Here is a 26,034-nt window from a genome sequence, read left to right as displayed (position 1 = left end):
TTTTGCGCCATGACCGAACCCGCACTCACGCCTGATCTGATCGCTGCACACGGGCTTTCCCCCGACGAATACGACAGCATTCTTGAGATCATCGGCCGTGCTCCAACGTTCACTGAACTGGGTATTTTTTCGGCTATGTGGAACGAGCACTGCTCGTATAAATCCTCCAAAAAATGGCTTCGTACACTGCCCACCACTGGCCCCCAAGTGATCTGCGGTCCCGGTGAGAACGCAGGTGTTGTCGACATTGGCGACGGTCAAGCCGTTGTTTTCAAAATGGAATCTCACAACCACCCCAGCTACATTGAACCCTATCAAGGGGCTGCTACTGGCGTGGGTGGTATTTTGCGCGACGTCTTCACAATGGGTGCCCGTCCTATTGCTGCGATGAACTCACTCTCATTTGGTGAGCCAAGCCACCCTAGAACACCGCAGCTGGTCAACGGTGTCGTTGCGGGCGTCGGCGGCTATGGCAACTGTTTTGGCGTTCCGACTGTTGGCGGCGAAGTCCGCTTTCACGCAGCCTACAATGGCAATTGTTTGGTAAATGCATTTGCCGCAGGCCTCGCAGATGCAGACAAAATCTTTTACTCAGCCGCTTCGGGCCTTGGCATGCCTGTGGTCTATTTGGGCGCGAAAACAGGCCGTGACGGTGTAGGTGGCGCAACAATGGCCTCTGCCGAGTTTGACGAAAATATCGAAGAAAAACGCCCGACCGTTCAGGTTGGAGACCCGTTCACCGAAAAACGTTTGATGGAAGCGACGCTTGAATTGATGGCCACGGGCGCTGTGATCTCGATCCAGGATATGGGCGCTGCGGGGCTGACCTGCTCAGCCGTGGAAATGGGCGACAAAGGTGGCCTTGGCATCAAGCTGAACCTTGAAGACGTGCCTGTCCGCGAAGAGCATATGACCGCCTACGAAATGATGCTCTCCGAGAGCCAAGAGCGCATGTTGATGGTGCTCAAACCCGAGCTTGAGGCCGAGGCAAAAGCCGTCTTTGATAAATGGGACCTCGATTTTGCGATCGTCGGTGAAACCATCGCCGAAGACCGTTTCTTGATCATGCTCAACGGCGAGATTAAAGCCGATCTTCCGCTCTCGAAACTGGCATCAACGGCACCTGAATATGACCGCCCTTGGGAACCGACACCAGCGGCCGCTCCTCTTGAAGATGTTCCGCAAATCGATCCGATCGACGGTCTGCGCGCGCTGATCTCGACGCCAAACTACGGCGCAAAATCATGGGTATACGAGCAATATGACAGCATGGTTATGGGCGACACAGTGCGCATCCCCGGCGCGGGTGCTGGCATCGTGCGGGTACATGGCACAGACAAAATGTTGGCCTTCACATCTGACGTGACCCCCCGCTATGTCCGCGCAAACCCTGTTGAGGGTGGCAAACAAGCTGTTGCAGAAGCATACCGCAACCTCACAGCCGTGGGCGCGACGCCGCTGGCTACGACTGACAACATGAACTTCGGCAACCCCGAGAAACCCAGCATCATGGGCCAATTCGTAGGCGCGATTCAGGGTATCTCTGCGGCTGTTGAGGCGCTGGATATGCCAATCGTTTCCGGCAACGTCAGCCTTTACAATGAAACCGACGGTGCTGCTATTTTGCCAACACCAACAATTGGCGCAGTTGGCTTAATCCGTGACGAAGCAGCGCTGATTGCCCGCGACGTGCGCGAAGGCCACGTGTTGCTGCAGGTAGGCGAAGCCGAGGGTCATTTGGGCCAATCCGCCCTACTTGCTGAGGTCTTCAACCGTGAGGACGGTGATGCGCCAGCAGTTGATCTGGCCGCTGAAAAAGCCAACGGTGACTTCATTCGCGCCAACGCCGAATGGATCGATGCCTGCACAGACATTGCAGACGGTGGCCTCGCACTCGCCGCATTTGAAATGGCCGAAACCGCCGGTGTTGGTGTGCTTCTCGACAGTGCGGACACTCCGACCCTGTTTGGTGAAGATCAGGCCCGCTATTTGATTGCGACCTCATTCGACAAAGCCGAAGCATTGATGATTGCAGCGGGTCAAGCGGGCGTCACCATCACCTCGGTGGGCCGCTTTACGGGCGACACAGTCAAAATGGGCGGATCAGAAGCCCCTCTTGCGGAACTGTCACAGGTCTTCCGTACCAGCTTCGCGGCTTCCGTGGCCTAAACCGCCCCATACACAGATACGGTCCTGCGGCGCGATGACTTGCATAGAGCCGCAGGCCTGCCTATCTCTTGTCCCAAGCGAAAAGGACCACCACCATGCCCATCACAGCGACTGACATCGAAAGCCTGATCCGCGCCGAATTTCCCGAAGCGACAATTACCGTCCAAGGGGATGACGGCCAGCATTTCGCCGCCGAGGTCGTGGATGCCAGTTTCAAAGGCAAAAACCGCGTCCAACAACAGCGCGCCGTTTACGCAGCCCTGAAAGGCAAGATGGACGGCAGCCACGGTGAACTGCACGCGCTGGCGCTGACCACTCGGGCACCTGAATAACATTAAGATCACCGCCTAAAGCATTACTTCCGAAAGGTAATTTACGATGAGCGACGCAAAGACACGCATTTCCGAAACCAACGCGGCCAATGATGTTGTGCTCTACATGAAAGGCACCAAAGAGATGCCCCAATGTGGGTTTTCATCGCGGGTTGCAGGTGTGTTGAACTTCATGGGCGTTGAGTACGCTGATGTGAATGTGCTGGCTGATGAAGACATTCGCCAAGGCATCAAAGACTTCAGCGACTGGCCGACAATTCCCCAGCTTTACGTCAAAGGTGAGTTCGTCGGTGGCTGCGATATCATCACCGAAATGACCCTATCGGGTGAGCTGGATACGCTTTTCGCAGAAAACGCTGTGACGTTTGACAAAGAAAAAGCAGATCAAATTCGCGAAGCAAACGCGTAAGTATTTGATTTTGCCACGCTCCGAACGCTGGCAATGAAACAATAAAGCCCGCCGCGAACATCCCTCGCGGCGGGCTTTGTTTATAGTTGCGGGTGAAGCAGACCTAACCTGCCGCACGTTCCTCGGCTTTCTGGGCAAGGCTTTCAGCACGGGCCGCAAGCTCTTGCAAAGTGTCTGTGATGGACGGCGGCACGACCGCCACTTCAATCCGATCGGGCTCAGGCGCCGGACGGCCCTTCAGCTCAGCTAATTCTGCTTCCAACTCCGCGATTTTGGCATCTTGGGTTTTGGTCTTATCCTCAAGGGCCGCGGTTTTGTCCGCCAACATAAGGCCAGCCATCAAAAGCATCCGCGCCTCGGGCAGCCGTCCGATCTGTTCGATCAATACGTTCGCCTCAACGTCGAGCATGCCCGCCGCCGCCAACAGATAGCTTTCCTCGCCGACCTGGCATGCCACTTCGAACGTGCGGCCACCAACGGTGATATCAACTGTAGCCATTATACGGTCTCCTCAATGATCGGGCGCAGGTTGGTCAAAATCATATCCAATTCAGAACGGTCTGCAGCACGCGCCGCGCGCAAAGCCGTTAACTCGGCCTCGGCGGATTGGTTAATCAGTTCTGCATCCGCCAGCCTCTGCTCATTGGCGGCCCGCAATGCGGTGTTGTTGTCACGCAACTGCTGGTTCGCCGCTTGCAACGCTTGCACATCCGCGCTGAGCCGCGCCACATCTGCGGTCATGTCAGGATGGCTCACCTGAGGTACATGTTCGGCTTGGGCCGCCTCAAGTTGTGCAACGTGTGCAGACAGCTCCGCATTTTGTGCGTGCGCGGCATCTACCGCAGATTGAAGTGCAACTACCTGCGCTTCTGCATCACGGGCTTGTACAATCGCATTATCAAGCGCCGCTTGATCAATGGCCGCCTCGGTTGCAGGCTCAGCTTGAGGTTGCGTTGGCGTACCACTTTCAATCGCGCGATCAATACGCTCAAGGGCCGCTTTTAGGCGTCGGTCAAGATCTTCGATGTCGCTCATCTGCTCGCATCCTTGTTTTTCTTATCGCCTCAATATCTTTGCTAAGATCAACGAAATTGCAAGCAATTCGCCAGTTTTTGCGCCCAAAGCGGGCCTGCGCGCTTGATATTCACCCATCTGCGGCCTATCGGGAACGGGAATGCCACTATCAACGCCACTTCAAAGGAATTCACCCAGTGCCTGATACAAGCTTTGAGCCCGTCGACATTGCAACGCTCGCCAGCGCGAACCCTGACCACTGGAAGAAAGCCGCCGCGATCCGCGCGCTTGCTTTGGACGGTGTTGCAGCAGCGAATTCCGGTCACACAGGCATGCCCATTGGCATGGCGGACGTGGCAACTGTGCTTTTTGAAAAGCACCTGAAGTTTGACGCAAAAAACCCTGATTGGCCCGATCGTGACCGCTTCATTCTGTCGGCAGGCCACGGTTCCATGCTGGTCTATGCGCTGTTGCACCTGACGGGCTACGAGGACATGACCCTTGATCAGGTAAAAAACTTCCGCCAGTGGGGCGCGATCACCGCAGGTCACCCTGAATTCGGCCACGCCAAAGGCGTTGAAACAACCACCGGCCCGCTTGGTCAAGGTATCGCAAACTCTGTCGGTTTTGCCATGGCGGAAGAAAGCCTGCGTGCACATTACGGTAAGAAAGTTGTGGACCACCACACCTATGTTATCGCCGGTGACGGGTGCTTGATGGAAGGTATCAGCCAAGAGGCTATCGCCCTTGCTGGCCGTCAAGAGCTAAGCAAATTGATCGTGTTTTGGGACAACAACAACATCACTATCGATGGCACCGTTGAGCTGTCAGACCGCACAGATCAAGTGATGCGCTTCAAATCTGCAGGCTGGCACGTCCAAGATATCGACGGCCATGACGCAGCTGCCATTGATGCGGCTATTGTTGCTGCCAAGAAATCTGGCAAACCATCTATGATTGCCTGCAAAACCCACATCGCATTGGGCCACGCTGCACAAGACACATCCAAAGGACACGGCGCGCTTACGGACGCCGCTGCAATGGCAGAAGCCAAAGCACGTTATGGCTGGACCACAGGTCCGTTCGAAGTGCCCGCAGATATCAAAGCCGCATGGGAAGCCATCGGCAGCCGCGGCAACGCAGACTTCACCGCGTGGCAAGCGCGTTTCGCAACCCTGTCAGGCGGCAAGCAAGCCGAGTTCAATCGCGCTTTTGCCGGTGACGCCCCAAAGAAACTATCGGCCACGATCAAGGCGCTGAAAAAGAGCATCAGCGAAACAGCCCCAAGTGTCGCGACACGTAAATCCTCCGAGATGGTGCTGGCTGCGGTCAACCCGATCTGCAGCGAGACAATCGGCGGCTCAGCTGATTTGACTGGCTCAAACAACACAAAGACTGCCGATCTGGGCGTTTTTGATACGGACAACCGCAAAGGCCGCTACGTGTATTACGGTATCCGCGAGCACGGCATGGCCGCTGCAATGAACGGCATGGCGCTACACGGTGGCATCCGCCCCTACGGCGGGACGTTCATGTGCTTCACCGATTATGCACGCCCTTCTATGCGTTTGTCTGCGTTGATGGGAATTCCGGTGACATACGTCATGACCCACGACAGCATCGGTCTTGGTGAAGACGGTCCAACACACCAACCGGTTGAGCATCTTGCCATGTTGCGCGCCACGCCCAACATGCACGTGTTCCGCCCATGCGACACAGTTGAAACCGCCGAGGCGTGGGAACTTGCGCTGAGCAGCAAAAAGACACCAGCAACCTTGTCGTTGACCCGTCAGAACCTGCCAACCCTACGCACCGAGCACAAAACCAAGAACCTTACATCCCAGGGCGCGTATGTTTTGGCTGATGCAGAGGGCAAACGCCAAGTGATCTTGATGGCAACGGGTTCAGAAGTTGAGATCGCAATGGCAGCACGGGATATTTTGCAAGCTGAAGGCATCGGCACACGCGTTGTTTCCATGCCCTGCTGGGAGCTTTTCGCAGCCCAAGAGGAAAGCTACCGCAAGCGCGTGCTGCCCGGTGGTCCCGTGCGCGTTGCCGTTGAGGCAGGCGTACAATTCGGTTGGGATCAATGGCTGAGCGGTGAGCGCGGCAAAGCAGCAAAAGCTGGCTTTGTCGGTATGGAAGGCTTCGGCGCGTCGGCACCTGCAGAAGTGCTTTACGAAAAGTTCGGCATCACAGCACAGGCCGTGGCCGACAAAGCAAAATCACTTCTTTGATCACACGACGATAAGCGCGGCACGTCTCGCACTTTCGATGACACAACACACTACGGCGGCCTCACCATGGGGTCGCCGTTTGTGATTCTATCGAACAGCACAAATCGCATACAAATGCATACAAAATCTACCGCCGCCGTACGTAACTTCACACACGACCGCATCCGTTAGCGCAAACCGTTAGCGCGAACAGACACCACCAAGCCACCTTTATCGCTAACATGTTGATGCAAAACGCCTTTTGTCTTGGCCCCTGCCCCCAGACCCCCTAAGCCCATGGTAAGACGAGCCACTAACCAAAGGATCGGGTCATGACAGTTAAAGTAGGCATTAACGGGTTTGGACGTATCGGACGGTGCACCTTGGCGGCCATTCACGAGATGGGCCGTAACGATGTGCAGGTCGTAAAGATCAACGCCACTGGCCCGATTGAGACAAACGCCCACTTGCTGCGTTATGACAGCGTTCACGGACGCTACAACGGCACGATTACCACTGACGCTAATTCTATTGATCTGGGCCGCGGTCCGATTGACGTTCAAAGCACCTATAACCCGGAAGAGCTGGACTGGAGCGGCGTTGACGTCTTGATGGAATGCACAGGCAAATTCAACGACGGCCATAAATCCGCGATCCACCTTGAGCGCGGCGCCAAGAAAGTGCTGCTGTCCGCCCCTGGCACAAATGTAGATCGCACCATCGTATACGGTGTGAACCACCGCGATCTAAAAGCGGACGAGCGGATGATTTCAAACGGGTCATGCACCACCAACTGCCTGGCTCCGTTGGCCAAAGTGCTGAATGACACTGTTGGGATTGAGCGCGGCATGATGACGACCATTCACAGCTACACAGGCGATCAACCAACTCTAGACCGCCGCCACAAAGACCTTTACCGCGCGCGCGCAGCGGCCATGGCAATGATCCCGACATCCACAGGTGCCGCCAAAGCATTGGGCGAAGTACTGCCCGAGCTTGCGGGTAAATTGGATGGCACAGCGATGCGCGTTCCCACGCCAAACGTATCAGCGGTTGATCTGACGTTTGAAGCGGGCCGCGACGTTACCGAGCAAGAGATCAACGACATCATGGCCGACGCTGCAGCCGGACAAATGAGCGCCGTTCTGGCTTATGATGCTGAGCAAAAAGTCTCGATCGACTTTAACCACACCCCTCACTCATGCATCTTTGCGCCTGACCAAACCAAAGTTGTGGGTGGCCGCACTGTGCGCGTTCTGGCATGGTATGACAACGAATGGGCGTTCTCTGTGCGTATGGCCGATGTGGCAGGCATGATGGGACGTCTGGTTCACTAACCAGCGCCTCGGTTCTTTCCGCTTATTTACAGCATGCCGGAGCGCCTGAATATTTAGGGCGGCCGGCACGTGGCAGACGACAAATGACCAACAGGCTGGCGATACTTCTTGGTGCTGTGATCATTGGCGCCATCACGTGGGATGTGTTGCGTAACGATAGTGCCGCGACCGTGTTTATGGCGCAAAAAGGTATCGAGCTTATCGAATACCTCGCTTTTTGGCGCTAATCTTTGCTTACAATTGATCACAAACGGGGTTCAGCCTTGACCTTTGGTCTCAACTCGTTTTGTTAGCGGTAACAGATATTCGAACAGTAAGGGAATGGGTTCCATGACAATCAAAGTAGCCATCAACGGATTTGGTCGCATCGGTCGCAATGTATTGCGTGCCATCGTCGAGTCTGGCCGCACTGACATCGAAGTTGTTGCCATCAATGACCTCGGCCCTGTTGCGACAAACGCGCATTTGCTGCGTTTTGACAGTGTTCACGGCCGCTTCCCTGCGACCGTCACAACAACCGACACCAGCATTGACGTAGGCTGCGGCCCCATCGCAGTAACGGCAATGCGTAACCCCGCTGATTTGCCATGGGCACACGTCGATGTTGTCATGGAATGCACAGGCATCTTCACCTCAAAAGAAGCGTGCCAAGCGCACCTTGAAAACGGCTCAAGCCGCGTTTTGATCTCGGCCCCCGGTAAAGATGCAGACAAAACAATTGTTTATGGCGTAAACGACGGTGAATTGACCGCAGATGACATCATTGTGTCAAACGCGTCCTGCACTACGAACTGCCTGTCCCCCGTTGCAAAAGTGCTGAACGACAACTTCGGAATCGTCAAAGGCATGATGACAACCGTGCACAGCTACACCGGTGATCAGCCAACGCTTGATACGATGCACTCGGACCTTTACCGCGCGCGGGCAGCGGCGATGTCCATGATCCCTACTTCAACAGGTGCGGCCAAAGCAGTTGGCCTTGTATTGCCAGAGCTTGCAGGCAAACTGGACGGTGTTGCAATCCGCGTCCCCACACCAAACGTATCGGTTGTGGATCTGACATTTGAAGCGGCCCGCGATGTGACAGCTGAAGAAGTGAACGATGCGATCCGCGCAGCTGCGGCCTCGGGCCCGCTTAAGGGTATTTTGGGCGTAACTGATGATCCGCTTGTCAGCATGGACTTCAACCACGACCCACATTCATCAATTTTCGCAACCGATCAAACCAAAGTCATGGACGGCAACATGGTCCGTATTCTGACATGGTATGACAACGAATGGGGCTTCTCGAACCGCATGAGCGACACGGCAGTTGCTATGGGCAAGTTTCTCTAAGACTACTGCACCAGATCAATGCAAAAGGCGCGTGTTCAACTTTGGATGCGCGCTTTTTCTTTGCTAAAACGCGGTCTAGGCCAGTTTTTTGGACAGAGCCTCTGCGACAGTTGGTGTGACGAATTTGTTCACGTCCCCACCAAGACGCGCGATCTCTTTGACAAGCTTGCTTGCGATCGCTTGGTGCTGTGCCTCGGCCATCAGAAATACTGTCTCAATACTGTCATCAAGCTGTCGGTTCATCCCAACCATTTGATATTCGTACTCAAAATCGGCAACAGCGCGTAGCCCGCGAATGATGACACCTGCTCCAACATCGTGGGCACAATCAATCAAAAGGTTATCAAAAGGATGAGCAATAATCTCAACGCCCGCGGCTTGCGCCAAGGGTGAGGTTTCGGCCTCGACCATCGCGACACGTTCCTCAAGACTAAACATCGGTCCTTTATCACGGTTGATCGCAACCCCAATAACCAACCGGTCCACAAGGGCCGCCGCGCGCCGGATGATGTCCATATGGCCCAATGTGATGGGATCAAAAGTGCCGGGGTAAAGTCCGATGCGCATGGGGGCCGCCTTGTCGTCAATTGTGCCTCAAACTGCACCAAGCCACACCATAACCGCAAGCGGTTTATGGAGCAGCCTCGTTTGGATACCTTAGGGGTTAGCTTGGTGCGGAACGCGGTTGCAACATGGGCTTCAAATAGCGACCCGTGTGCGAGGCGTCGACTTCCGCCACATCCTCGGGCGTGCCGGTGGCAACAACCGTGCCGCCACCGTCCCCACCCTCGGGGCCAATGTCGATGATCCAATCCGCCGTCTTTACGACATCAAGGTTATGTTCAATCACAACGACAGTGTTCCCCGCCTCTACCAACTCGTGAAGCACCTCGAGCAGCTTGCGCACGTCTTCAAAGTGAAGGCCCGTTGTCGGCTCATCAAGAATATAGAGCGTGCGGCCCGTAGAGCGTTTTGCCAGCTCTTTGGACAGCTTGACGCGCTGCGCTTCGCCCCCCGACAGGGTCGTCGCTTGTTGCCCGACTTTGATGTAGCCCAGGCCAACCCGCATAAGTGCGTCCATCTTCTCACGAATTGATGGCACCGCCTTAAAGAACGTCTGCGCATCTTCGACTGTCATGTTCAAAACATCCGCAATCGACTGACCCTTAAACTTAATCTCAAGAGTTTCGCGGTTATAGCGGGCCCCACGGCACGTCTCACATTCCACGTAAACGTCAGGTAAAAAATGCATTTCGATTTTGATGACACCGTCACCTTGGCACGCCTCACAGCGTCCCCCCTTCACGTTGAAGCTGAAGCGCCCTGGTTTATAGCCACGCGCCTTGGCCTCGGGAAGTCCAGCAAACCAGTCACGGATTGGCGTGAAAGCACCTGTATAGGTGGCAGGGTTACTGCGCGGGGTGCGCCCGATCGCCCGTTGATCGATGTCGATCACCTTATCTAGGTGTTCGAGGCCACGAATGGTTTCACAAGGTGCCGGCGTTTGTCGCGCACCGTTTAGCTGCATGGAGGCCGTCTTGAAGAGCGTCTCAATCGTCAGCGTAGATTTACCGCCCCCCGACACACCCGTAACGCAGACAAATTTACCAAGCGGGAAATCAACCGTCACATCTTTCAGGTTGTTGCCCGTCGCCTTGCGAACGGTAATTTTCTTTTTGTTACCCCTACGCCGGTCCGTGCTGTAAGGAATTTCGCGCACACCCGTAAGGTACTGACCTGTCACGGAGTTTTTGTTCTTCGCAATCTGCGCTGGCGTGCCTTTAGCAACAACTTGGCCGCCGTGGACACCGGCCCCAGGCCCAATGTCAAAGACATAGTCCGCTTCGCGGATAGCTTCTTCGTCGTGCTCAACAACGATCACTGTATTGCCCTGATCACGAAGATTTTTCAGGGTCGTCAAAAGCCGGTCGTTGTCCCGTTGATGAAGCCCGATAGAAGGCTCATCCAGCACGTAAAGAACACCTGTCAGGCCCGACCCAATCTGACTGGCCAAACGGATCCGCTGGCTTTCCCCGCCGGAAAGCGTACCCGCGTTGCGCGACAGCGTCAGATACTCAAGGCCAACGTTATTGAGGAATCCAAGGCGCTCGCTGATCTCCTTCAGAATTGCTTTTGCAATTTCGTTCTTCTGTTTGCTCAACTCAGAAGGCACGCTTTGACACCATTCAAAAGCCTCACGGATGGACATCTGAACGACTTGCCCCACGTGAAGCCCTGCAATTTTGACTGCTAGCGCCTCTTCACGCAGGCGGTATCCACCACACGCGCCACATGGGCGATTGTTCTGGTAACGCTCAAATTCTTCGCGGACCCAAGAGCTGTCTGTCTCGCGGTAGCGACGCTCCATGTTGGGGATCACACCTTCAAACGTGCGGCTGACCTGATAGACGCGGCCGCCCTCATCATAACGAAAGCTAATTTCTTCCTCGCCAGACCCGCGCAAAAAAACCTGCTGCACCTTGGCAGATAGGTCTTTCCAGCGGGTGTTCTTGTCAAACTCGTAATGTTTGGCAATGGCCTCAATTGTTTGGAGAAAATAAGGCGATTTACCTTTGCGCCACGGCGCCAGCGCACCGTCATAAATTTTGAGCGTCGCATCAGGGACCACTAAGCGTTCGTCAAAAAAGAGCTCGTGCCCCAGACCATCACACGCAGGACACGCACCAAACGGCGCGTTGAATGAAAACAGACGCGGCTCAATCTCAGGGATCGTAAAGCCCGAAACAGGACACGCGAATTTTTCAGAAAACGTAAAACGCTCAGGCTCCTGCCCTTCGGCAACGGCGGTTTCCAGAATGGTGATGCCGTCCGCCAGATCAAGCGCGGTTCGGAAACTATCCGCAAGCCGCGTCTCAAGCCCTTCGCGGACCACAATACGATCAACAACCACGTCAATGTCATGGCGGAACTTTTTATCCAGCGTCGGAGGCTCATCAAGCTCATAAAACGTGCCGTCTACTTTGACGCGCTGAAAGCCTTGCTTGCGCAGCTCTAGAAACTCTTTGCGGTACTCCCCCTTTCGGTCGCGGATGATCGGCGCCAGAAGATAACCACGGGTGCCCTCTTCCATTGCCATAACGCGGTCGACCATGTCTTGGACTTGCTGCGCTTCAATAGGCAGTCCCGTCGCGGGTGAATACGGCGTCCCGACACGGGCGAACAACAGCCGCATGTAGTCGTAAATCTCGGTCACCGTACCAACAGTAGAGCGCGGATTCTTTGAGGTCGTTTTCTGCTCAATCGAAATGGCGGGACTTAGACCTGAGATGTGATCAACGTCAGGTTTTTCCATCATATCAAGGAATTGGCGGGCATAGGCGCTAAGGCTTTCAACGTAACGCCGCTGTCCCTCCGCATAGATCGTATCAAACGCCAAGCTGGATTTACCAGAGCCAGAGAGGCCCGTAATTACCACCAATTGGTCGCGTGGAATATCAACATCAATGTTCTTGAGATTGTGTTCACGCGCGCCGCGTACTTCGATATTTTTCAGCTCTGGCATATCGCCCCCTTAAGTCTGAAGTATTACATAGGCGGCGTGGTCAAAACGGCCAAGGGAAAAATGCGAACGAAAAGTGAACGTCAATTCTGCGGGGCAACAATCTTTGCAGTCATCCAATAGATCAGGCCCAAACCAATCGCGCAGGCCCCCATGATGACGACCCACAGGCCCGACATTCCTGCGCTTAGCATGGTAAAGGCAAACACCGGCGTGCCCAGTGTGGTGCCGATATTCCCCATCTGTGACAACGCCCCCGCGGCCCTTGATCGGTCACTTGCAGAGGGGTTCAACGACGGGATCGCAGCAAAACACGCAGCAGGCACAATGCCCAAACCGAACGCCAGCAGATAGATCATCCAACCTGCACCCGACCATACCGCCAGCCCCGCCAAGATGATCCAAACATACCCAACGGCCGCCAAAGTATACGGGGCCACGCGGCGGGCGACCCAGCCTGTGGTAAACGTGGCAACAAGGCTAATCAGCGGGATAATCTGAAACAACTCAGGGCGTTCAAGCGTGACAGGGAAAAATGTGATGATCGCCAAATATATGAACGTGTATGCTCCAAAAGCCAGCGCTGGGGCCATGACCGGCGGGCTGCTGTAAATGGCCACATGAGTGCCCCAAAACGCAATTTTACCCGGTGTTGCGGGAACAACCGGCAAGCGCCAAATCAAAACCGCACAAATTACCGCAAAACCCAGACCGTGTGCTGCAAAAACCAACCCCACACCACCGGCCTGCATCAGTGGCGGCACCACAAGTGCTACAGCAGCAAAAGATGCGCCAAAAAACATGGCCCATAAGCTCATCGCGATTGGACGATCACGGTCATTGGTCACCGCCGCCATCAGCGTTGGACCTGCGACGACGATGCCCAAATGGGTAAGCCCTTCGAGCAGTCGCAACACGATCATACCCGCAAACGGCGGCAACAACGCCTGAAGGATAGATATAATCGCGGCAATACCTGCCGACCAAATGAACACGCGCGTCGGGCCGGCACGCGCAACAACGGCACCGCTTATCACACCCAAAAAGATACCCAAAAACCCAACGAGCGAGACAAAAAACGAAACACCGGCAATGTCAGTGCCGTAGAGTTCAGCCAATGGGGCAAGCGTCAGAGAGATTTTGCCGAATTGCGCCGCTGCAAAAAGCCCTGTGACAAACACAAGCGCTACCAACGTCCAATCACTTCGTTCAGAGGGGGCGCTTGCCTGCGCAATGTTCATTTTCATGGCGGTGAAATGACAGGGGCGGCTGCAAACTGCAACCGCCCATCAGATGTTCAAAACGAAAGGGTGCGCCTTTAGAAATGCATCGCACGACCATAGGCGTCCAGCACACTTTCGTGCATCATTTCGGACAGAGTTGGATGCGGAAAGACTGTTTCCATCAGGTCTTCTTCGGTGGTCTCCAACTTGCGGCCCACCACATAGCCTTGGATCAGCTCGGTGACTTCTGCACCGATCATATGTGCGCCCAACAATTCGCCCGTTTTTGCATCAAACACGGTTTTGACCATGCCTTCTGGTTCGCCAAGTGCGATGGCTTTGCCGTTGCCCATAAACGGGAACCGTCCCACTTTGATATCATAACCAAGCTCTTTTGCCTTGGCTTCAGAATAGCCAACTGATGCGACTTGCGGGTGGCAATAGGTACATCCGGCAATTGTTTCGGGCTTAATTGCGTGAACTTTTTTGCCCGCAATCATTTCCGCGACCATAACGCCTTCATGGCTGGCCTTGTGCGCAAGCCACGGCGCACCTGCGATATCACCGATTGCAAAGACGCCCTCAACACCCGTGCGGCAGAATTCATCCGTAACGACATGGGTGCGGTCGATCTTTACGCCCAACTTCTCAAGGCCAAGGCCTTCCACATTTCCAACAATTCCGACTGCAGAAATGACCGTATCGAACTCTTCAGTTGTAACTTTCCCACCATTCTCAATATGGGCAACAACTTTTCCTTTGCCGCGATCAAGCTGTTTGACCATGGTCTTTTCGCGTATTTTCATTCCCTGCTTTTCGAATTGCTTCTTCGCAAAAGCGCTGATTTCAGCATCCTCAACAGGCAATACGCGGTCCATCACTTCGACAACAGTCGTGTCCGCGCCAAGCGTGTTATAAAAACTCGCAAATTCGATCCCGATTGCGCCAGATCCAATGACCAGCAATTTCTTTGGCATGCGCGGTGGTGTTAGCGCCGTTTTATATGTCCAAACGAGATCACCATCCCCTTCAAGACCTGGCAATTCACGCGCCCGTGCACCAGTCGCAAGGATGATGTTCTTGGCCGTCAGGTCCTGCACACCTTTGTCAGTCTTGACCGTCACCTTGCCTTTCGCGGGGACTGACGCCTCGCCCATAATGACAGTTACCTTATTTTTCTTCAGCAGGTGACCAACACCACCAGCCAATTGCCCTGCAACACCACGGCTACGCTTTACGACCGCATCAAGGTCGTAATCAATGTTACCCGCAGACAACCCAAACTCTTTGGCGCGGTGCATCAAATGGAAAACCTCGGACGAGCGAAGCATCGCTTTCGTCGGGATACACCCCCAGTTCAGGCAAATGCCGCCCAGATGCTCGCGCTCAATAACTGCGACGGACAACCCAAGCTGCGCGCCACGTATAGCGGCCACGTACCCGCCCGGGCCAGCACCAATTACGATTAAATCAAAGGACGTCGCGGCCATAATAATATCTCCGGCAAATATAGTTTAACGCTAAACTATATTTATTCGCCAGAAATCGCAACACTCTCACGAGGATTGTGAATGGGCGTTTAAGCCACTGAATTCGTGTGATTATCCCGCAATTGCGCGGACAGCCGCACCATATCCACCCTCTGCTTCAAACGCTTCTTCGTGAACGGAGTAAGCTCTATCCAGTGCTGCGTTGCGGAAGGGGAAGCGACCAAAGCGGCGGATAACATCGCGGTGCGCCCGCGCGTGCAGTAAATTATCTGCGCCAGTCTCTGGCATTCGCGTCATGATTAAGCGCACAGACCGCTCCTGATCACACAGGTTTTCGGAATGCATCAAAGGCAGGTAGAAAAACTGACGCGCTGGCTCATCTATTTTCATATCCCAGCCTTTGTTCAAAGCGGCCTTTGCAGCGGCTAAGGCCATGCGGTCACTTGCAAATGCTTGGGCAGTATCGCGAAACATATTTCTGGCAAATTGATCCGCAAGAATAATGTAGGCAAGCGCCCCACTCGGGTAGGTCAGCCACATAGACATCCCACCAGCCATCATTTCATCCCAAGCGGGTTTGAATTTCAGGCGGACTTTGGCATCAAGTGCCTCGCCCCCCGCGTACCAGCCCTTTTCGCCGATTTCATCAAGCCAAAAAGAAAGAACGGTTTCTGGTGAGGTCATGAAGCTGCTCCTATGCATGCCTGTTACCAAATCGTTACTGTAATAAAAGAACCGCACAACCCCCTTTTGCGCAATCTTTCAATTAATCCCTACTGCAGTGATGCATTTAGGCCGCAGGAGTTTCCGTTGCGGCACTTTCCGCCTCTTCCAGCTCTGCTTCGATGTAGATTTCTTGGGCAACCTCAACAGCCACCGGGCTGGCCGTAGCCAAAATGGGCGAGTACGGCGTGGCTTCGTCCACATCGAACGTTGATGCGCGTTGGGTCATTCGGAAACCTGCGTAAGCGGCAAGCCCAAGCAACAGAACCGCCACAAACAAGAAGAACCCTTCAGGTCCCACCAACCCCATCATCCACCCCGTGATCAGCGGCCCCGCAATGGCGCCAATACCGTTGATAAAGATCAAACCACCACTCGCAGCGGCCATGTCTTCATGCTCCAAAAAGTCATTCGTGTAGGCAATCAGCAACGCATAAAGCGGGTTCGACATGCCCCCAATAATGAAAGCGGACCCCAGCAAAAGGATAAACACATCGTCATAAAGAAAGCCTGCGAAACCACCCAGGCCACCCAACACAGAAACAGCAAGGATCAAAACCCGCCGGTCCATCCGGTCAGAAAGCCAGCCGATTGGGTACTGCAACAACAGCGCCCCCAGATAAATTGCCGTCACAAAAATTGAAATTTCAGCAACCGTTAGACCCCGCTCCGTGCCATAAACCGCAGCCATCCCGAACTGTGCCGAGAACACGCCCCCCATCAAGAACATGCCAACACAGCCCAACGGCGAAATACGCGTCAGTTCGCGCAAAGTCATAGGTTTGGTGGTTTCAAAAGCGGGCGTTGGACTAACCGACAGCAAAATTGGCGCAAAGCTGATGGAAACCAACACAGACGGAATGATGAACAAAACAAAGCCCGATGGATCGCCAGTCAGCAAAATACCTTGCGCGGCCACAATCCCGAACATCTGCACGATCATGTAAAGCGACAGCGCTTTGCCGCGGTGCGCGTTGTCTGCAGAATTATTAAGCCAGCTTTCCGCCGTCACGTACACGCCGGAAAAGCAAAACCCGATCACGATGCGGCCAAGCGCCCACGCAACGGGATGTGGAAAAGCCGGATAAAGGATCAAAACGGCTGAGATAAAACTTCCAAGCGCAGCAAAGACCCGAACGTGCCCCACACGGCGGATCATTTCGGGCGCCATTTTGGAGCCGCCCAGAAAGCCAACGAAATAACACGACATCACGATGGACATCTCGAACGTGCCAAAGCCCTCAAGCCCGCCCCGCACACCAAGAAGCGTCCCCTGAAGACCGTTGCCCACCATCAGCAGCATCATTCCGAGCAAAAGTGCCCACGACCCTTTAAAAACTTGTAGCATGACGCCTCTCTTTACACAGTGCTGCCGTTGAGGCCCGCCCTATCTGAGTCGCGTCAACAATCAACAATCAAAATCGACATTTAGTGTCGTTTTAGAAGCTTCGTTGCATGCAAGCAGCGCCGTTTCAGCCGTTTGGCAATAAAAGCGAGCTGTCACCGTAACTGAAAAACCGATATCCCGTGTGCACTGCGTGGTCGTAAATTTCTACGATCCGCTCTTGTCCCATCAGGGCCGATACAAGCATCATCAGCGTCGACTTCGGCAGATGGAAGTTTGTCATCAGACCGTCGGTGATCTGAAACTCAAAACCTGGCGTGATGAAAATGTCCGTCTCGCCCCGCCATTCAGCCAGAGTGCCGTTTTTTGCTGCACTCTCGATCAACCGAAGCGCTGTGGTCCCAACGGGAATGACGCGGCCGCCTTCTGCCTTGGTCTGATTGATCTCGGCTGCCGCGCTTTTGGTAATTTCACCCCACTCCGCGTGCATCTTATGCTCTGAAATGTCGTCAACTTTGACGGGCAAGAACGTGCCCGCCCCCACGTGAAGCGTTACTTCGGTAAAGGTGACGCCCTGTCCGGCCAGCGCTTCCAACAACGGTTTATCAAAGTGAAGCGAGGCCGTCGGGGCAGCAACGGCACCGGTATGACGTGCAAACACAGTTTGGTAATCCGTCTTATCCTGTGCGTCTGCCTTCCGCTTTGCCTCAATATATGGTGGTAAAGGCATGGTACCGGCCGCGTTCAGCGCCGCGTCAAAGTCATCACCAGTAAGGTTAAACTCCAAAATCCCCTGACCGTCGGCCTTGGCGGTAAGTGTCGCGGTGAGATCATCGGTAAATACGATAACTTCGCCTTCTGCCACTTTGCGCAAAGGTTTGATAAGTGCCGACCATCCACCATCGGGCTGTGGTGTCAACAATGTAATCTCAATCTTAGCACTCACCGGCCCCTGCCCAGCATCGCGCGTCCGTGTCCCCGTCAAGCGCGCCGGAATAACTTTGGTGTTGTTCAAAACCAAGCGGTCACCTTTGCGCAGGTATTTGGTCAAATCGGAGACCCGCGCATCCGTAATGGCGCCTGTGTTTGCACCGCTTGCCACCAACAACCGCGCGCTTGTTCGAGGCACCGCAGGACGTGTTGCAATCAAATTGTCCGGCAAATCAAAGTCAAAATCAGAGAGTTTCAATTTGTCTTAATCCTTTAGTCGTTTTCACGCTGCGGCGGTGGTCGGCGAAATATCTCACGAAACATTCCAGGCGTGAATATCGACAATGGCTGGACTTGCACAGAGGGGTTCGGTGCATTGCCAGACAAATCGAAATTGAAGCCCAACAGCCCCTCGCCCCTTCTGGTAAATACCTGACCAATCCCATTCAAAACATAGAGCGGCGATGCCACGCCCTGCATATCAATCGCACGATCGGAAAAGCGGTAAACACCGTCCATGGAAAGCCCAATCGACGGACCTGTTGCTGCGCTAGAATAAAGCGTGAGCCCTGCAGGTGAGAGCTGAAATGATGCCTCAACATTGCTAAAATAAATGCCGCCTTGCGCCATTTGATCCAGCAATCCAACGACCGAAATCGCGTTCAATAATCCTGCGAGCGTGGGCGCTTCCAAAATGCGCGTATCTGTCACCAAAAGCGTTCCGTCATACACCCCAGACCTCGGCGTTGGCTGCAATATCAGATCAAGCGCACCGCCTTTAGCGGTTTCTATTAACTTTGCCGCAGCACCAACGCCGCCCGCATCATCACTGCGCAGCCGAATAGCTGTTCCATTGGCGACCGTAACCAAAGTTCCCGTGACTACAGCACCGCCATTCACGCGTGCTCTGAAACTTCCATTAAGTCCCCCACGGGGAGTTAATTCGCCCCGTAGGTCTGTAAATGAAAGGCTGTCACTCACGATCACTCGGTCAAGGGCAATGTTCATCGCGCCACCACTCGCCCCATTCACACCGCCGCTTTCAACAGCCTGACGGGCACGGCGCAAATCCAGCCGTCCGCCGGTCACGTTAACCTTTGGAGGCTGGCCAACACCTTGCCCGACAAGCTCAACTGCGCCCGCGAACCAATCACCGACCTCAACACTTGAAAACGATGCCACCGAAAGTGTGCCGCTTTTATCAAGTGTGATCTGCCCTGCTACACGAAGTCCGCTACCGGATAACTCAAACCGGTCCACAATTGCGGGAGTGTCTGCTGTTGCAAGCCTGCCTTCCACGACCAAGCTGCCCGTTGAAGCCGCGCCTTTTTGCCAGCCCAATTCAGGAATAGAGAGTTTCGCACCACGCAAATCGGAGCGCAGCGTAAAACTGCCCCCGTTTTCGTCTAACGCCACTTCAATATCTGCTTTAGTGGCCCCAACAAAAAGCCCCTCAGGCAGTACGATCCCGAACTCCGCCAACGCGTCGCCCGTAAGATCAATGACAGCACGCAGAATTGGTTGGGAAGCGGCATCATCCTCTTGTGGCTTCCCAATGGGTTGCTGCCAAACTCCACCGAAGTTTACACCATCAAGCTTAGCCTGCCCTTTTATTTCAATACTTTGTGGAGAGACCTTAATGTCTAATCGATCTGCAGAAAGGCGACGCCCCGCAACAAGAGTATCGCTGGTAACACCAGTCAGGACGCCCTCAGCGCCAAAGGTGATTGGGTCGCTGCTGCGGTCTTTTACAAGCGGGACGTCGAGCCTCGTATTTACGTCTGCGCGCCCATCCGAAAATGTCACAGGCAAAGCGCCATCCTTCAATATCTCCAGCGGGTCTTGGTTTAATAAGGCCAGCCCTGCGGTTATTGTACTGTCTGATTTCAGGTCTAGCGAAAGCAAAGCTCTGCCGTCTTTCGGACCGACCCACAGGGTAGAGCCACCCGCATTAATGGCCCCGCCTTGGGGCGCCAAAACGGCACCACTGCTAAGCGCTAACGCAAACGCAGCACTTTCAAAGCTCGCCACGCCGACACCATTTTTGATCGGCTCCATCGGCCGCAGATAGTGAACAGTAGCATCTGAAAAATCAAAACCGCCTTGCACAATCGGCTTTTGGTTCGGCAAAATTCGAACTGCCGCGCGGCCATTTTCAAGTGTGCCCCCATCGAGATTGTTAACCAACCAATTGCGGGTAGGTCGAAGGGCCGTCAATGGCCAAAGGCTAAGGGCCGTCGCAACATCCGTTCGGTCCCCTTCAAGGTTAAGGGCCACAGACCAACCATCCATGTTTGATGCAACACGCCCATCACTTCGCACCATTGGTGCCACAGCGGCATTATTTCCCAGTGGTTGTGGCCTGCCGTAAAGTTGCCCAATATCAACTGCAAACGGATCAATTTCCATACGAAAATCAATACCCGCGTCTTGAATTTCAATCGGCGCATCAAACGCGTCAGGCGGATCAATTAGCAATTTAGAGAATGCAAATTGCCCCAGAAGCGTTTCGGGCACACCATTAGTTTGATCCCGCAAATATGCCGTTCCAGACGCGACGGCCGTGACCAAATCACTAGCAACGCGCACCTCATCAAACGTCAGCTTTTCAGCAGGGGCATCATACTGAAAATACGCCCGCGCTGAGTTAAAGGGCAAAGGTTCGCTACCCGCCACAGGCGCCAGCGCCCCTGCACCCAAATCAAGTGTGCCAAACACATCCGCAGCCTCGCCATTTGACGTAATCGCAAATCGAAGCGCACCTGAAATTGGCGCGTCAAGAACGCCGAGCCACGCGAGGCTTGGCACCTGCCCCGCAACAAGACTGGCCCGCGCGTCAGTCAAGCTCAACCCGACAGTGCCAAGTGGCAAAGGTGCCTCTGTTTCTGCCTCCGTAACCCGCCTTGGCACATCATATGTGGCAGTAAGCGTGGTGACGTCCGCCCCCCCTGTTAGCACGGCTGCATCCGCACGCATTCGAACACCTGTCCGATCTTGCTCAAGCAGGACGCGTGCGCCGTCCACGGTCAGTACTTGGCCGCTGATCGCATCTTCATATCGAACACTCAGGGAACTCGCCTCAATCGCATCAAGCGTCGTTAGCCCTGGCTGTTCAAACACAGTCGCAAGATCAAGCATAAGGCCACCGAAAGAGGCATCCGAGACACTTTGCGAACCGAAATCAAGGTTAAAGCGACCGTCGATGTTACGGCTGACCCGCGCGCGTAAACCGCTTACCTCAAGACGTTTCGCCGCCAGCTCCCCCCGCGCTAAAGCTCGCCGCAAAAGATCAATACGAACATCCGCTAACACAGCAAGGCGCGCACCGTCTTCTGTTTTCAGCTCCATGTCTTGAAGGGTTATGTGCGTGTGCAATTGCCGATCAAGTGTCACCTGAAGACCACGTACAGCGACGTTCGCGCGCGGTAATATCTCGGACAATCGGGCCTCGACGTCCTTGCGAACCCAATCAGGCGCAGTAATCGCACGGTCCAGATTGGCCCCAACCGCGATCCCCAAACCCACGACGAATAAGAACGATATCGCGGCAATACCACGCAACGTTCCCAAGAACGAACCACGTCGCTTTGACACATCGACGGCGGCAGTGTCGGTCAAATCAGGATCGGGAGAAGTGTTCATATCGAAAAGACGGCCGCTGCGCTGTGACGTGGTCTTTATATTCGCCGCTGATGACCTAAAACAAAAGACCAGAAACGCATTGCACGCGACTAAGCGGTATCCGTAGCATCCGCACCCGCGAATACAAACAAACACAGGATAGAAATCATGACACAAAAAGAACTCAACATCGGCGACACCGCACCTACTTTCACCTTGCCCCGCGATGGCGGTAAACAAGTCTCTTTAGCTGATTATGCGGGCCAAGCTGTCGTGCTCTATTTTTATCCGCGCGATGACACGCCGGGGTGTACCAAAGAAGCGATTGGCTTCACCGAAATGGCCGCAGAGTTTACCGCCGCAAACACGGTGGTGATTGGCGCATCAAAGGATAGCGTGAAAAAGCATGACAAGTTTCGCGACAAGCACAGCCTTGGCGTTGTGTTGGTATCTGACGCAGAAAGTGATTTGTGTGAGACATATGGCGTTTGGACCGAGAAAAACATGTACGGCAAAACCTACATGGGGATTGAACGTGCAACATTCTTGATTGGGCCCGATGGGAAAATCGCGCAAATTTGGCGGAAAGTGAAAGTGCCGGGGCATGTCGAAGCAGTGCTTGAGGCCGCGCGCGCCCTAGACGCCGAATAACCCTGACGCTAAACGGCCAAAACCACATAAATGGAGCGCCCATGATCCCTCTCACGCAAATGGCGACAGATGTTTTGCAAACAGCAGATGGCGCGGAAAAAACGGCCCTGTCCCGCAAGTATGCGGCGCAATGGTTTGCCTCACGCGAAGCGGGCGCTCCCATTGAAATTGGCACGACAACGCCGCCGTTGCGCCCCGCGCGCCCACAAAAACCCGCGCTGCTTGATCCGCGTGATGTGCCCCGCCGCAAACCCGGCACACCCGAAGGCCGCGTTGCCATGTTGCATGCCGTTGCCCACATCGAGCTTAACGCCGTTGATCTACACTGGGATATCATTGCACGCTTTGGTGGGCGGGTCGACTTCCCCATCGGCTTTTACGATGATTGGGTGAAATCTGCCGATGAGGAGAGCAAACATTTCGGCCTCATGAGTGATTGTTTGGCCAATTACGGCGCGCACTACGGAAGCCTTGATGCGCACGCCGGTATGTGGTCCGCCGCCGAGGATACAGCCGATGACATTCTGGGCCGCCTCGCCGTGGTTCCTATGGTGCTTGAGGCACGCGGTCTCGACGTCACACCTGGTATGATCAAGCTATTCAAACAGGCAAAAGACACCGCCGCCGTTGAAGCGATGGAAGTCATCTACGCCGAAGAAGTGCACCACGTCAGCTACGGCTCCAAATGGTTTCACTTTATGTGTGGCCGCCAAAACCTTGATCCGACGCCAACATTTCACGGCCTTGTGCGCAAATACTTCCACAGCGCGCTAAAGCCCCCGTTCAACGAAGAAAAGCGTGCGGAGGCAGGTATTCCACCGGATTTTTACTGGCCGCTCAGCGAAAGTGCTGCAGTGCGCTGAGTATCTGCACGCTGACTTTAGTATTCGGCAAGAACCCGCCAGTTTTGAGCCGCCCCAAGCCCAAGCGCCTTTGCATGAGGCCAAAATTGTTTGCGGTCCATTAACCACAGCCTTAAACCATTGTGAAAGATGTACTTTGCAGACAGGTCGCAGAGCGATCGTGACGTAACAAACAGAAACGGAACAGTTTTTTGGCGCTACCTTTGATGAACCGTTTGAACCACCGCCTTGAAAACGTCTTCCCAGAGCGGCGGTTGTTTTTGCGTTCAGACAATGAAACCCGCTACATTCTGCTCAAACCCGTGACCCAATTGGTTGGCATTGTTGGCAGTACGGCCGTTGTCGCGTGGTCAATCATCGCCACCTCAATTTTGATCATGGATAACATCGGCGCTGGCAATTTCCGCGAGCAGGCGAAACGTGATCAGGCGTTTTATCTTGAACGGCTGAACGCGCTTGCGGATGAACGTGACACCCGCGCGGCTGAAGCACTTGCCTCTCAAGAACGGTTCAACACTGCCCTGAGCCAGATTTCTGTGATGCAGACGCAATTGTTGGAAACCCAGGAACGGCGCCGTGAGCTTGAAATTGGGATGGAAGCTTTCCAAGAAACGCTGCGCCGTGTGAGCGGAGAGCGCGAAGACGCCCGTGAAAAGCTGCAAGAGTTGAACGCGTCCCTTGAGGGTGAAACTGAAACCGGACAGAACCCGCTGAGCGCTGCGCGCGACCTTGAAACCACCGTCGATTATTTAGCCGGTGCACTTTCTGAAACCGCAGGCGAGCGGGACACAGTTGTGGCAGACGCGCAGGCCGCGCTAATTGCCGCCGATGAAATGGCAGCAGAGCTTAAAATCCTTGAAGACCGCAACAACGAGATTTTCCGCACCCTAGAAGAAGCGATGACAGTTTCAGTTGAGCCGCTAGACAAAATGTTCCGCAAGGCAGGCCTGTCGACGGACAATCTTCTCAAACAAGTGCGTCGCGGGTATTCTGGACAAGGCGGCCTCCTCGCCCCTTTGTCCTTCTCGACCCGCGGGGAGATTGATCCAAGTACCGAGCGTGCCAACAGCATCATCGGCAAACTCGATGAGCTGAACCTCTATCGAATCGCTGCACAAAAAGCGCCTTTCACCATGCCCGTGAAGAACAATTACCGCTTTACCTCTGGGTTTGGCCCCCGCTGGGGCCGCATGCACAACGGCACAGATTTTGCGGCACCGGTTGGCACACCGATCTATGCACCGGCAGACGGTGTAGTAACTTTTGCTGGCTGGTCGTCAGGATATGGACGTTTGGTGAAGATCAAACACGACTTCGGCATCGAGACAAGATACGCCCACCAATCCAGAATTCGCGTAAAAGTAGGCCAAAGGGTCTCGCGCGGGGACCGGATCGGTGATATTGGCAATTCTGGCCGGTCCACTGGACCGCATTTACACTACGAGATCCGCGTTGGCGGGCGTCCCATCAACCCAATGATCTATATCAAGGCTGGTCAAAATGTTTTCTAAAAGCAAAATCAACGATCCTGCACCCAAAAGCGATGACACAACTGCGGCCCCCGCTCCTGCGGCAGCCAAAGCGCCAACGCCCGAATTCAAGCCGTCTGCGCCCAAACCGAAAGCGCCGGCATCACTGATCTCAAGCGATCTGCACGTCAAAGGCAACCTGCGCACCGCTGGCGATATACAAGTTGAAGGCGAAGTCGAAGGCGACATCCGCGCCCATTTGCTGACCATCGGCGAGAGTGCGACAATCCGCGGCGAAGTGATTGCTGACGACGTTGTCATCCACGGTCACATCGTAGGGCGCGTACGCGGTCTGAAAGTGCGCCTGACATCAACTGCACGCGTTGAGGGTGACATCATCCACAAGACAATTGCAATCGAGAGCGGCGCGCATTTCGAGGGCTCTGTTCAACGTCAGGACGACCCGCTGGCAGCCGGTGCAAAATCAGCGCCCGCGCCAAAGCCTGCGCCAACCAAACCTGAATAACAGACGACGACATACAGTTTCAAAAGGCGTCCTTCGGGGCGCCTTTTTCTTATTATCCTTCACTGAAAGTCAGCCGGACTTTTGCGGGCAGGCATGATCTGAAATCTGTTGGATTTTATACAGGTGCCATGTGGCGTGCCCAAAAAGTGGCAGCATAATAAACATTCCTAGAAATGCGGGGATAATAGCCGCAACCGTAGCCAAGCCAATCACCGCCCCCCAGATCATATAGGGCACGGGATACGCCATCACCTGAGCAATTGATGCTAGACCCGCAGTCATGAAATCAACGTCGCGATCAATAAGCATCGGCAATCCGAAAAGCGTCATTGAGAAAATCAGCGTCGAAAAGACAGCGCCAACGCCTGTGCCGAGTGCCAGCATCGTAAGGCCGTTGGCGCTTAGAAACACCTCTGCACTGGACGAAATGTTGACCATCGGCTGTAGCCCCAAAAACAGCGCAAAAAGCATATGCCCAAGGAAAAACCAAAATAGCAGCATCACCACAATGATCACCGCAAGCCACGGCACTTGTCCATTTTTAAGCGCCCAGATAGCCCGTAAAATGCCCCACATTGTGATGGGTCGCCCACGATGATGTTGCCAACTGATCAGATAAAACCCAAGTGCCGCAAGAGAGCCAACCATTGGAAATCCCATAACCGCAAGCACCAACCAATAGCTGTGTCCTGCGGCATATGTCAGCGTGGAAATCGCAAGGCCGATGATTACAAAGGCCCCCGCAAACACCAGTGTAAACGCTGGGTAGCGCACCATATCAACCGCCCCTGCCCGAAGCGCACGCAGAAAATCACGGCGCTTAGGGGCACGAAACTTCGTCACACCATGCGGTCTATTTTT

General features: G+C 54.5%; 22 protein-coding genes. 11 read left to right on the top strand and 11 right to left on the bottom strand.

From position 1 onward, the window contains the following. Positions 1-9: 9 nt before the first annotated feature. The 3 genes from purL (at position 10) to grxD (ending at position 2,910) form a co-directional block, all read left to right on the top strand. Complete coding sequence (gene purL, locus OLX08_RS00445) at positions 10-2,169, top strand: phosphoribosylformylglycinamidine synthase subunit PurL (protein WP_391481779.1); 2,160 nt, start codon at positions 10-12, stop codon at positions 2,167-2,169. 95 nt (positions 2,170-2,264) lie between these two features. Further along, complete coding sequence (locus OLX08_RS00440) at positions 2,265-2,501, top strand: BolA/IbaG family iron-sulfur metabolism protein (protein WP_341246582.1); 237 nt, start codon at positions 2,265-2,267, stop codon at positions 2,499-2,501. Between the two features lie 46 nt (positions 2,502-2,547). After that, entirely contained in the window at positions 2,548-2,910 is a 363-nt protein-coding gene (gene grxD / locus OLX08_RS00435; protein WP_391481777.1) for a Grx4 family monothiol glutaredoxin, read from the top strand. Between the two features lie 103 nt (positions 2,911-3,013). Here the strand turns inward: grxD and OLX08_RS00430 are convergent, their stop codons facing one another. Next, on the bottom strand, positions 3,014-3,409 hold the full coding sequence (locus OLX08_RS00430; RefSeq protein ID WP_391481775.1) for a cell division protein ZapA: 396 nt from the start codon (positions 3,407-3,409) through the stop codon (positions 3,014-3,016). After that, on the bottom strand, positions 3,409-3,945 hold the full coding sequence (locus OLX08_RS00425) for a hypothetical protein (RefSeq protein ID WP_391481772.1): 537 nt from the start codon (positions 3,943-3,945) through the stop codon (positions 3,409-3,411). Before OLX08_RS00425 ends, OLX08_RS00430 begins: the two co-directional genes overlap by 1 nt. Before the next feature lie 176 nt (positions 3,946-4,121). Between OLX08_RS00425 and tkt the strand changes: the two genes are divergently transcribed. The 4 genes from tkt to gap (OLX08_RS00405) all read left to right on the top strand — a co-directional run bounded on the left by tkt (position 4,122) and on the right by gap (OLX08_RS00405) (position 8,812). Continuing rightward, positions 4,122-6,161: a transketolase gene (tkt, locus tag OLX08_RS00420; RefSeq protein WP_391481771.1), complete on the top strand. Its 2,040-nt coding sequence runs from the start codon at positions 4,122-4,124 to the stop codon at positions 6,159-6,161. 311 nt (positions 6,162-6,472) lie between these two features. Continuing rightward, positions 6,473-7,477 (top strand): type I glyceraldehyde-3-phosphate dehydrogenase, encoded by a 1,005-nt coding sequence (gap, locus tag OLX08_RS00415; protein WP_048599082.1) that lies wholly within the window; start codon positions 6,473-6,475, stop codon positions 7,475-7,477. Between the two features lie 83 nt (positions 7,478-7,560). Continuing rightward, positions 7,561-7,704, top strand: a complete 144-nt coding sequence (locus OLX08_RS00410) for a hypothetical protein (RefSeq protein WP_391481769.1) — start codon at positions 7,561-7,563, stop codon at positions 7,702-7,704. Positions 7,705-7,807: 103 nt separating this feature from the next. After that, positions 7,808-8,812 (top strand): type I glyceraldehyde-3-phosphate dehydrogenase, encoded by a 1,005-nt coding sequence (gene gap / locus OLX08_RS00405; RefSeq protein ID WP_391481768.1) that lies wholly within the window; start codon positions 7,808-7,810, stop codon positions 8,810-8,812. Positions 8,813-8,887: 75 nt separating this feature from the next. Here gap (OLX08_RS00405) and coaD read toward each other — a convergent pair whose 3' ends face one another. The 8 genes from coaD to OLX08_RS00365 form a co-directional block, all read right to left on the bottom strand. Further along, positions 8,888-9,379: a pantetheine-phosphate adenylyltransferase gene (coaD, locus tag OLX08_RS00400; RefSeq protein WP_391481766.1), complete on the bottom strand. Its 492-nt coding sequence runs from the start codon at positions 9,377-9,379 to the stop codon at positions 8,888-8,890. 97 nt (positions 9,380-9,476) lie between these two features. Beyond that, the gene (gene uvrA / locus OLX08_RS00395; protein WP_391481765.1) at positions 9,477-12,335 is read right to left on the bottom strand and encodes an excinuclease ABC subunit UvrA; all 2,859 of its coding nucleotides are present in this window, start codon (positions 12,333-12,335) and stop codon (positions 9,477-9,479) included. A gap of 80 nt (positions 12,336-12,415) precedes the next feature. Further along, positions 12,416-13,579 carry an MFS transporter gene (locus tag OLX08_RS00390; RefSeq protein ID WP_391481763.1) on the bottom strand — a complete coding sequence of 388 codons (1,164 nt, stop codon included), beginning with the start codon at positions 13,577-13,579 and terminating at the stop codon, positions 12,416-12,418. Positions 13,580-13,650: 71 nt separating this feature from the next. Then, complete coding sequence (gene lpdA / locus OLX08_RS00385; RefSeq protein ID WP_391481761.1) at positions 13,651-15,045, bottom strand: dihydrolipoyl dehydrogenase; 1,395 nt, start codon at positions 15,043-15,045, stop codon at positions 13,651-13,653. Positions 15,046-15,156: 111 nt separating this feature from the next. Continuing rightward, complete coding sequence (locus OLX08_RS00380; protein ID WP_341246589.1) at positions 15,157-15,729, bottom strand: DUF924 family protein; 573 nt, start codon at positions 15,727-15,729, stop codon at positions 15,157-15,159. 106 nt (positions 15,730-15,835) lie between these two features. Then, complete coding sequence (locus OLX08_RS00375) at positions 15,836-17,116, bottom strand: MFS transporter (protein WP_391481758.1); 1,281 nt, start codon at positions 17,114-17,116, stop codon at positions 15,836-15,838. A gap of 124 nt (positions 17,117-17,240) precedes the next feature. Beyond that, positions 17,241-18,302, bottom strand: a complete 1,062-nt coding sequence (gene queA, locus OLX08_RS00370) for a tRNA preQ1(34) S-adenosylmethionine ribosyltransferase-isomerase QueA (protein WP_391481757.1) — start codon at positions 18,300-18,302, stop codon at positions 17,241-17,243. Positions 18,303-18,316: 14 nt separating this feature from the next. After that, the gene (locus OLX08_RS00365; RefSeq protein ID WP_391481756.1) at positions 18,317-21,685 is read right to left on the bottom strand and encodes a DUF3971 domain-containing protein; all 3,369 of its coding nucleotides are present in this window, start codon (positions 21,683-21,685) and stop codon (positions 18,317-18,319) included. A 147-nt stretch (positions 21,686-21,832) separates the two neighbouring features. Here OLX08_RS00365 and bcp point away from each other — a divergent pair, with 147 nt between their 5' ends. From bcp to OLX08_RS00345, 4 genes are all read left to right on the top strand, one after another. Beyond that, positions 21,833-22,315, top strand: coding sequence for a thioredoxin-dependent thiol peroxidase (gene bcp / locus OLX08_RS00360; protein WP_391481754.1), 483 nt, complete (start codon positions 21,833-21,835; stop codon positions 22,313-22,315). 41 nt (positions 22,316-22,356) lie between these two features. Continuing rightward, entirely contained in the window at positions 22,357-23,178 is an 822-nt protein-coding gene (locus tag OLX08_RS00355) for a ferritin-like domain-containing protein (protein ID WP_391481753.1), read from the top strand. A 206-nt stretch (positions 23,179-23,384) separates the two neighbouring features. Further along, positions 23,385-24,689, top strand: a complete 1,305-nt coding sequence (locus tag OLX08_RS00350) for a DUF5930 domain-containing protein (protein ID WP_391481752.1) — start codon at positions 23,385-23,387, stop codon at positions 24,687-24,689. After that, positions 24,679-25,173 (top strand): bactofilin family protein, encoded by a 495-nt coding sequence (locus OLX08_RS00345; protein ID WP_048599096.1) that lies wholly within the window; start codon positions 24,679-24,681, stop codon positions 25,171-25,173. Before OLX08_RS00350 ends, OLX08_RS00345 begins: the two co-directional genes overlap by 11 nt. A gap of 69 nt (positions 25,174-25,242) precedes the next feature. Here the strand turns inward: OLX08_RS00345 and OLX08_RS00340 are convergent, their stop codons facing one another. After that, positions 25,243-26,016: a DUF2189 domain-containing protein gene (locus OLX08_RS00340; RefSeq protein ID WP_412535658.1), complete on the bottom strand. Its 774-nt coding sequence runs from the start codon at positions 26,014-26,016 to the stop codon at positions 25,243-25,245. Positions 26,017-26,034 lie beyond the last annotated feature (18 nt).

Origin of the sequence: Nereida ignava (assembly GCF_047114695.1) — a bacterium.
Classification (GTDB): Bacteria; Pseudomonadota; Alphaproteobacteria; order Rhodobacterales; family Rhodobacteraceae; genus Nereida; species Nereida ignava.
Note: the sequence above shows the minus strand (reverse complement) of the source record. Positions and strands in the feature narration are given on the sequence as shown.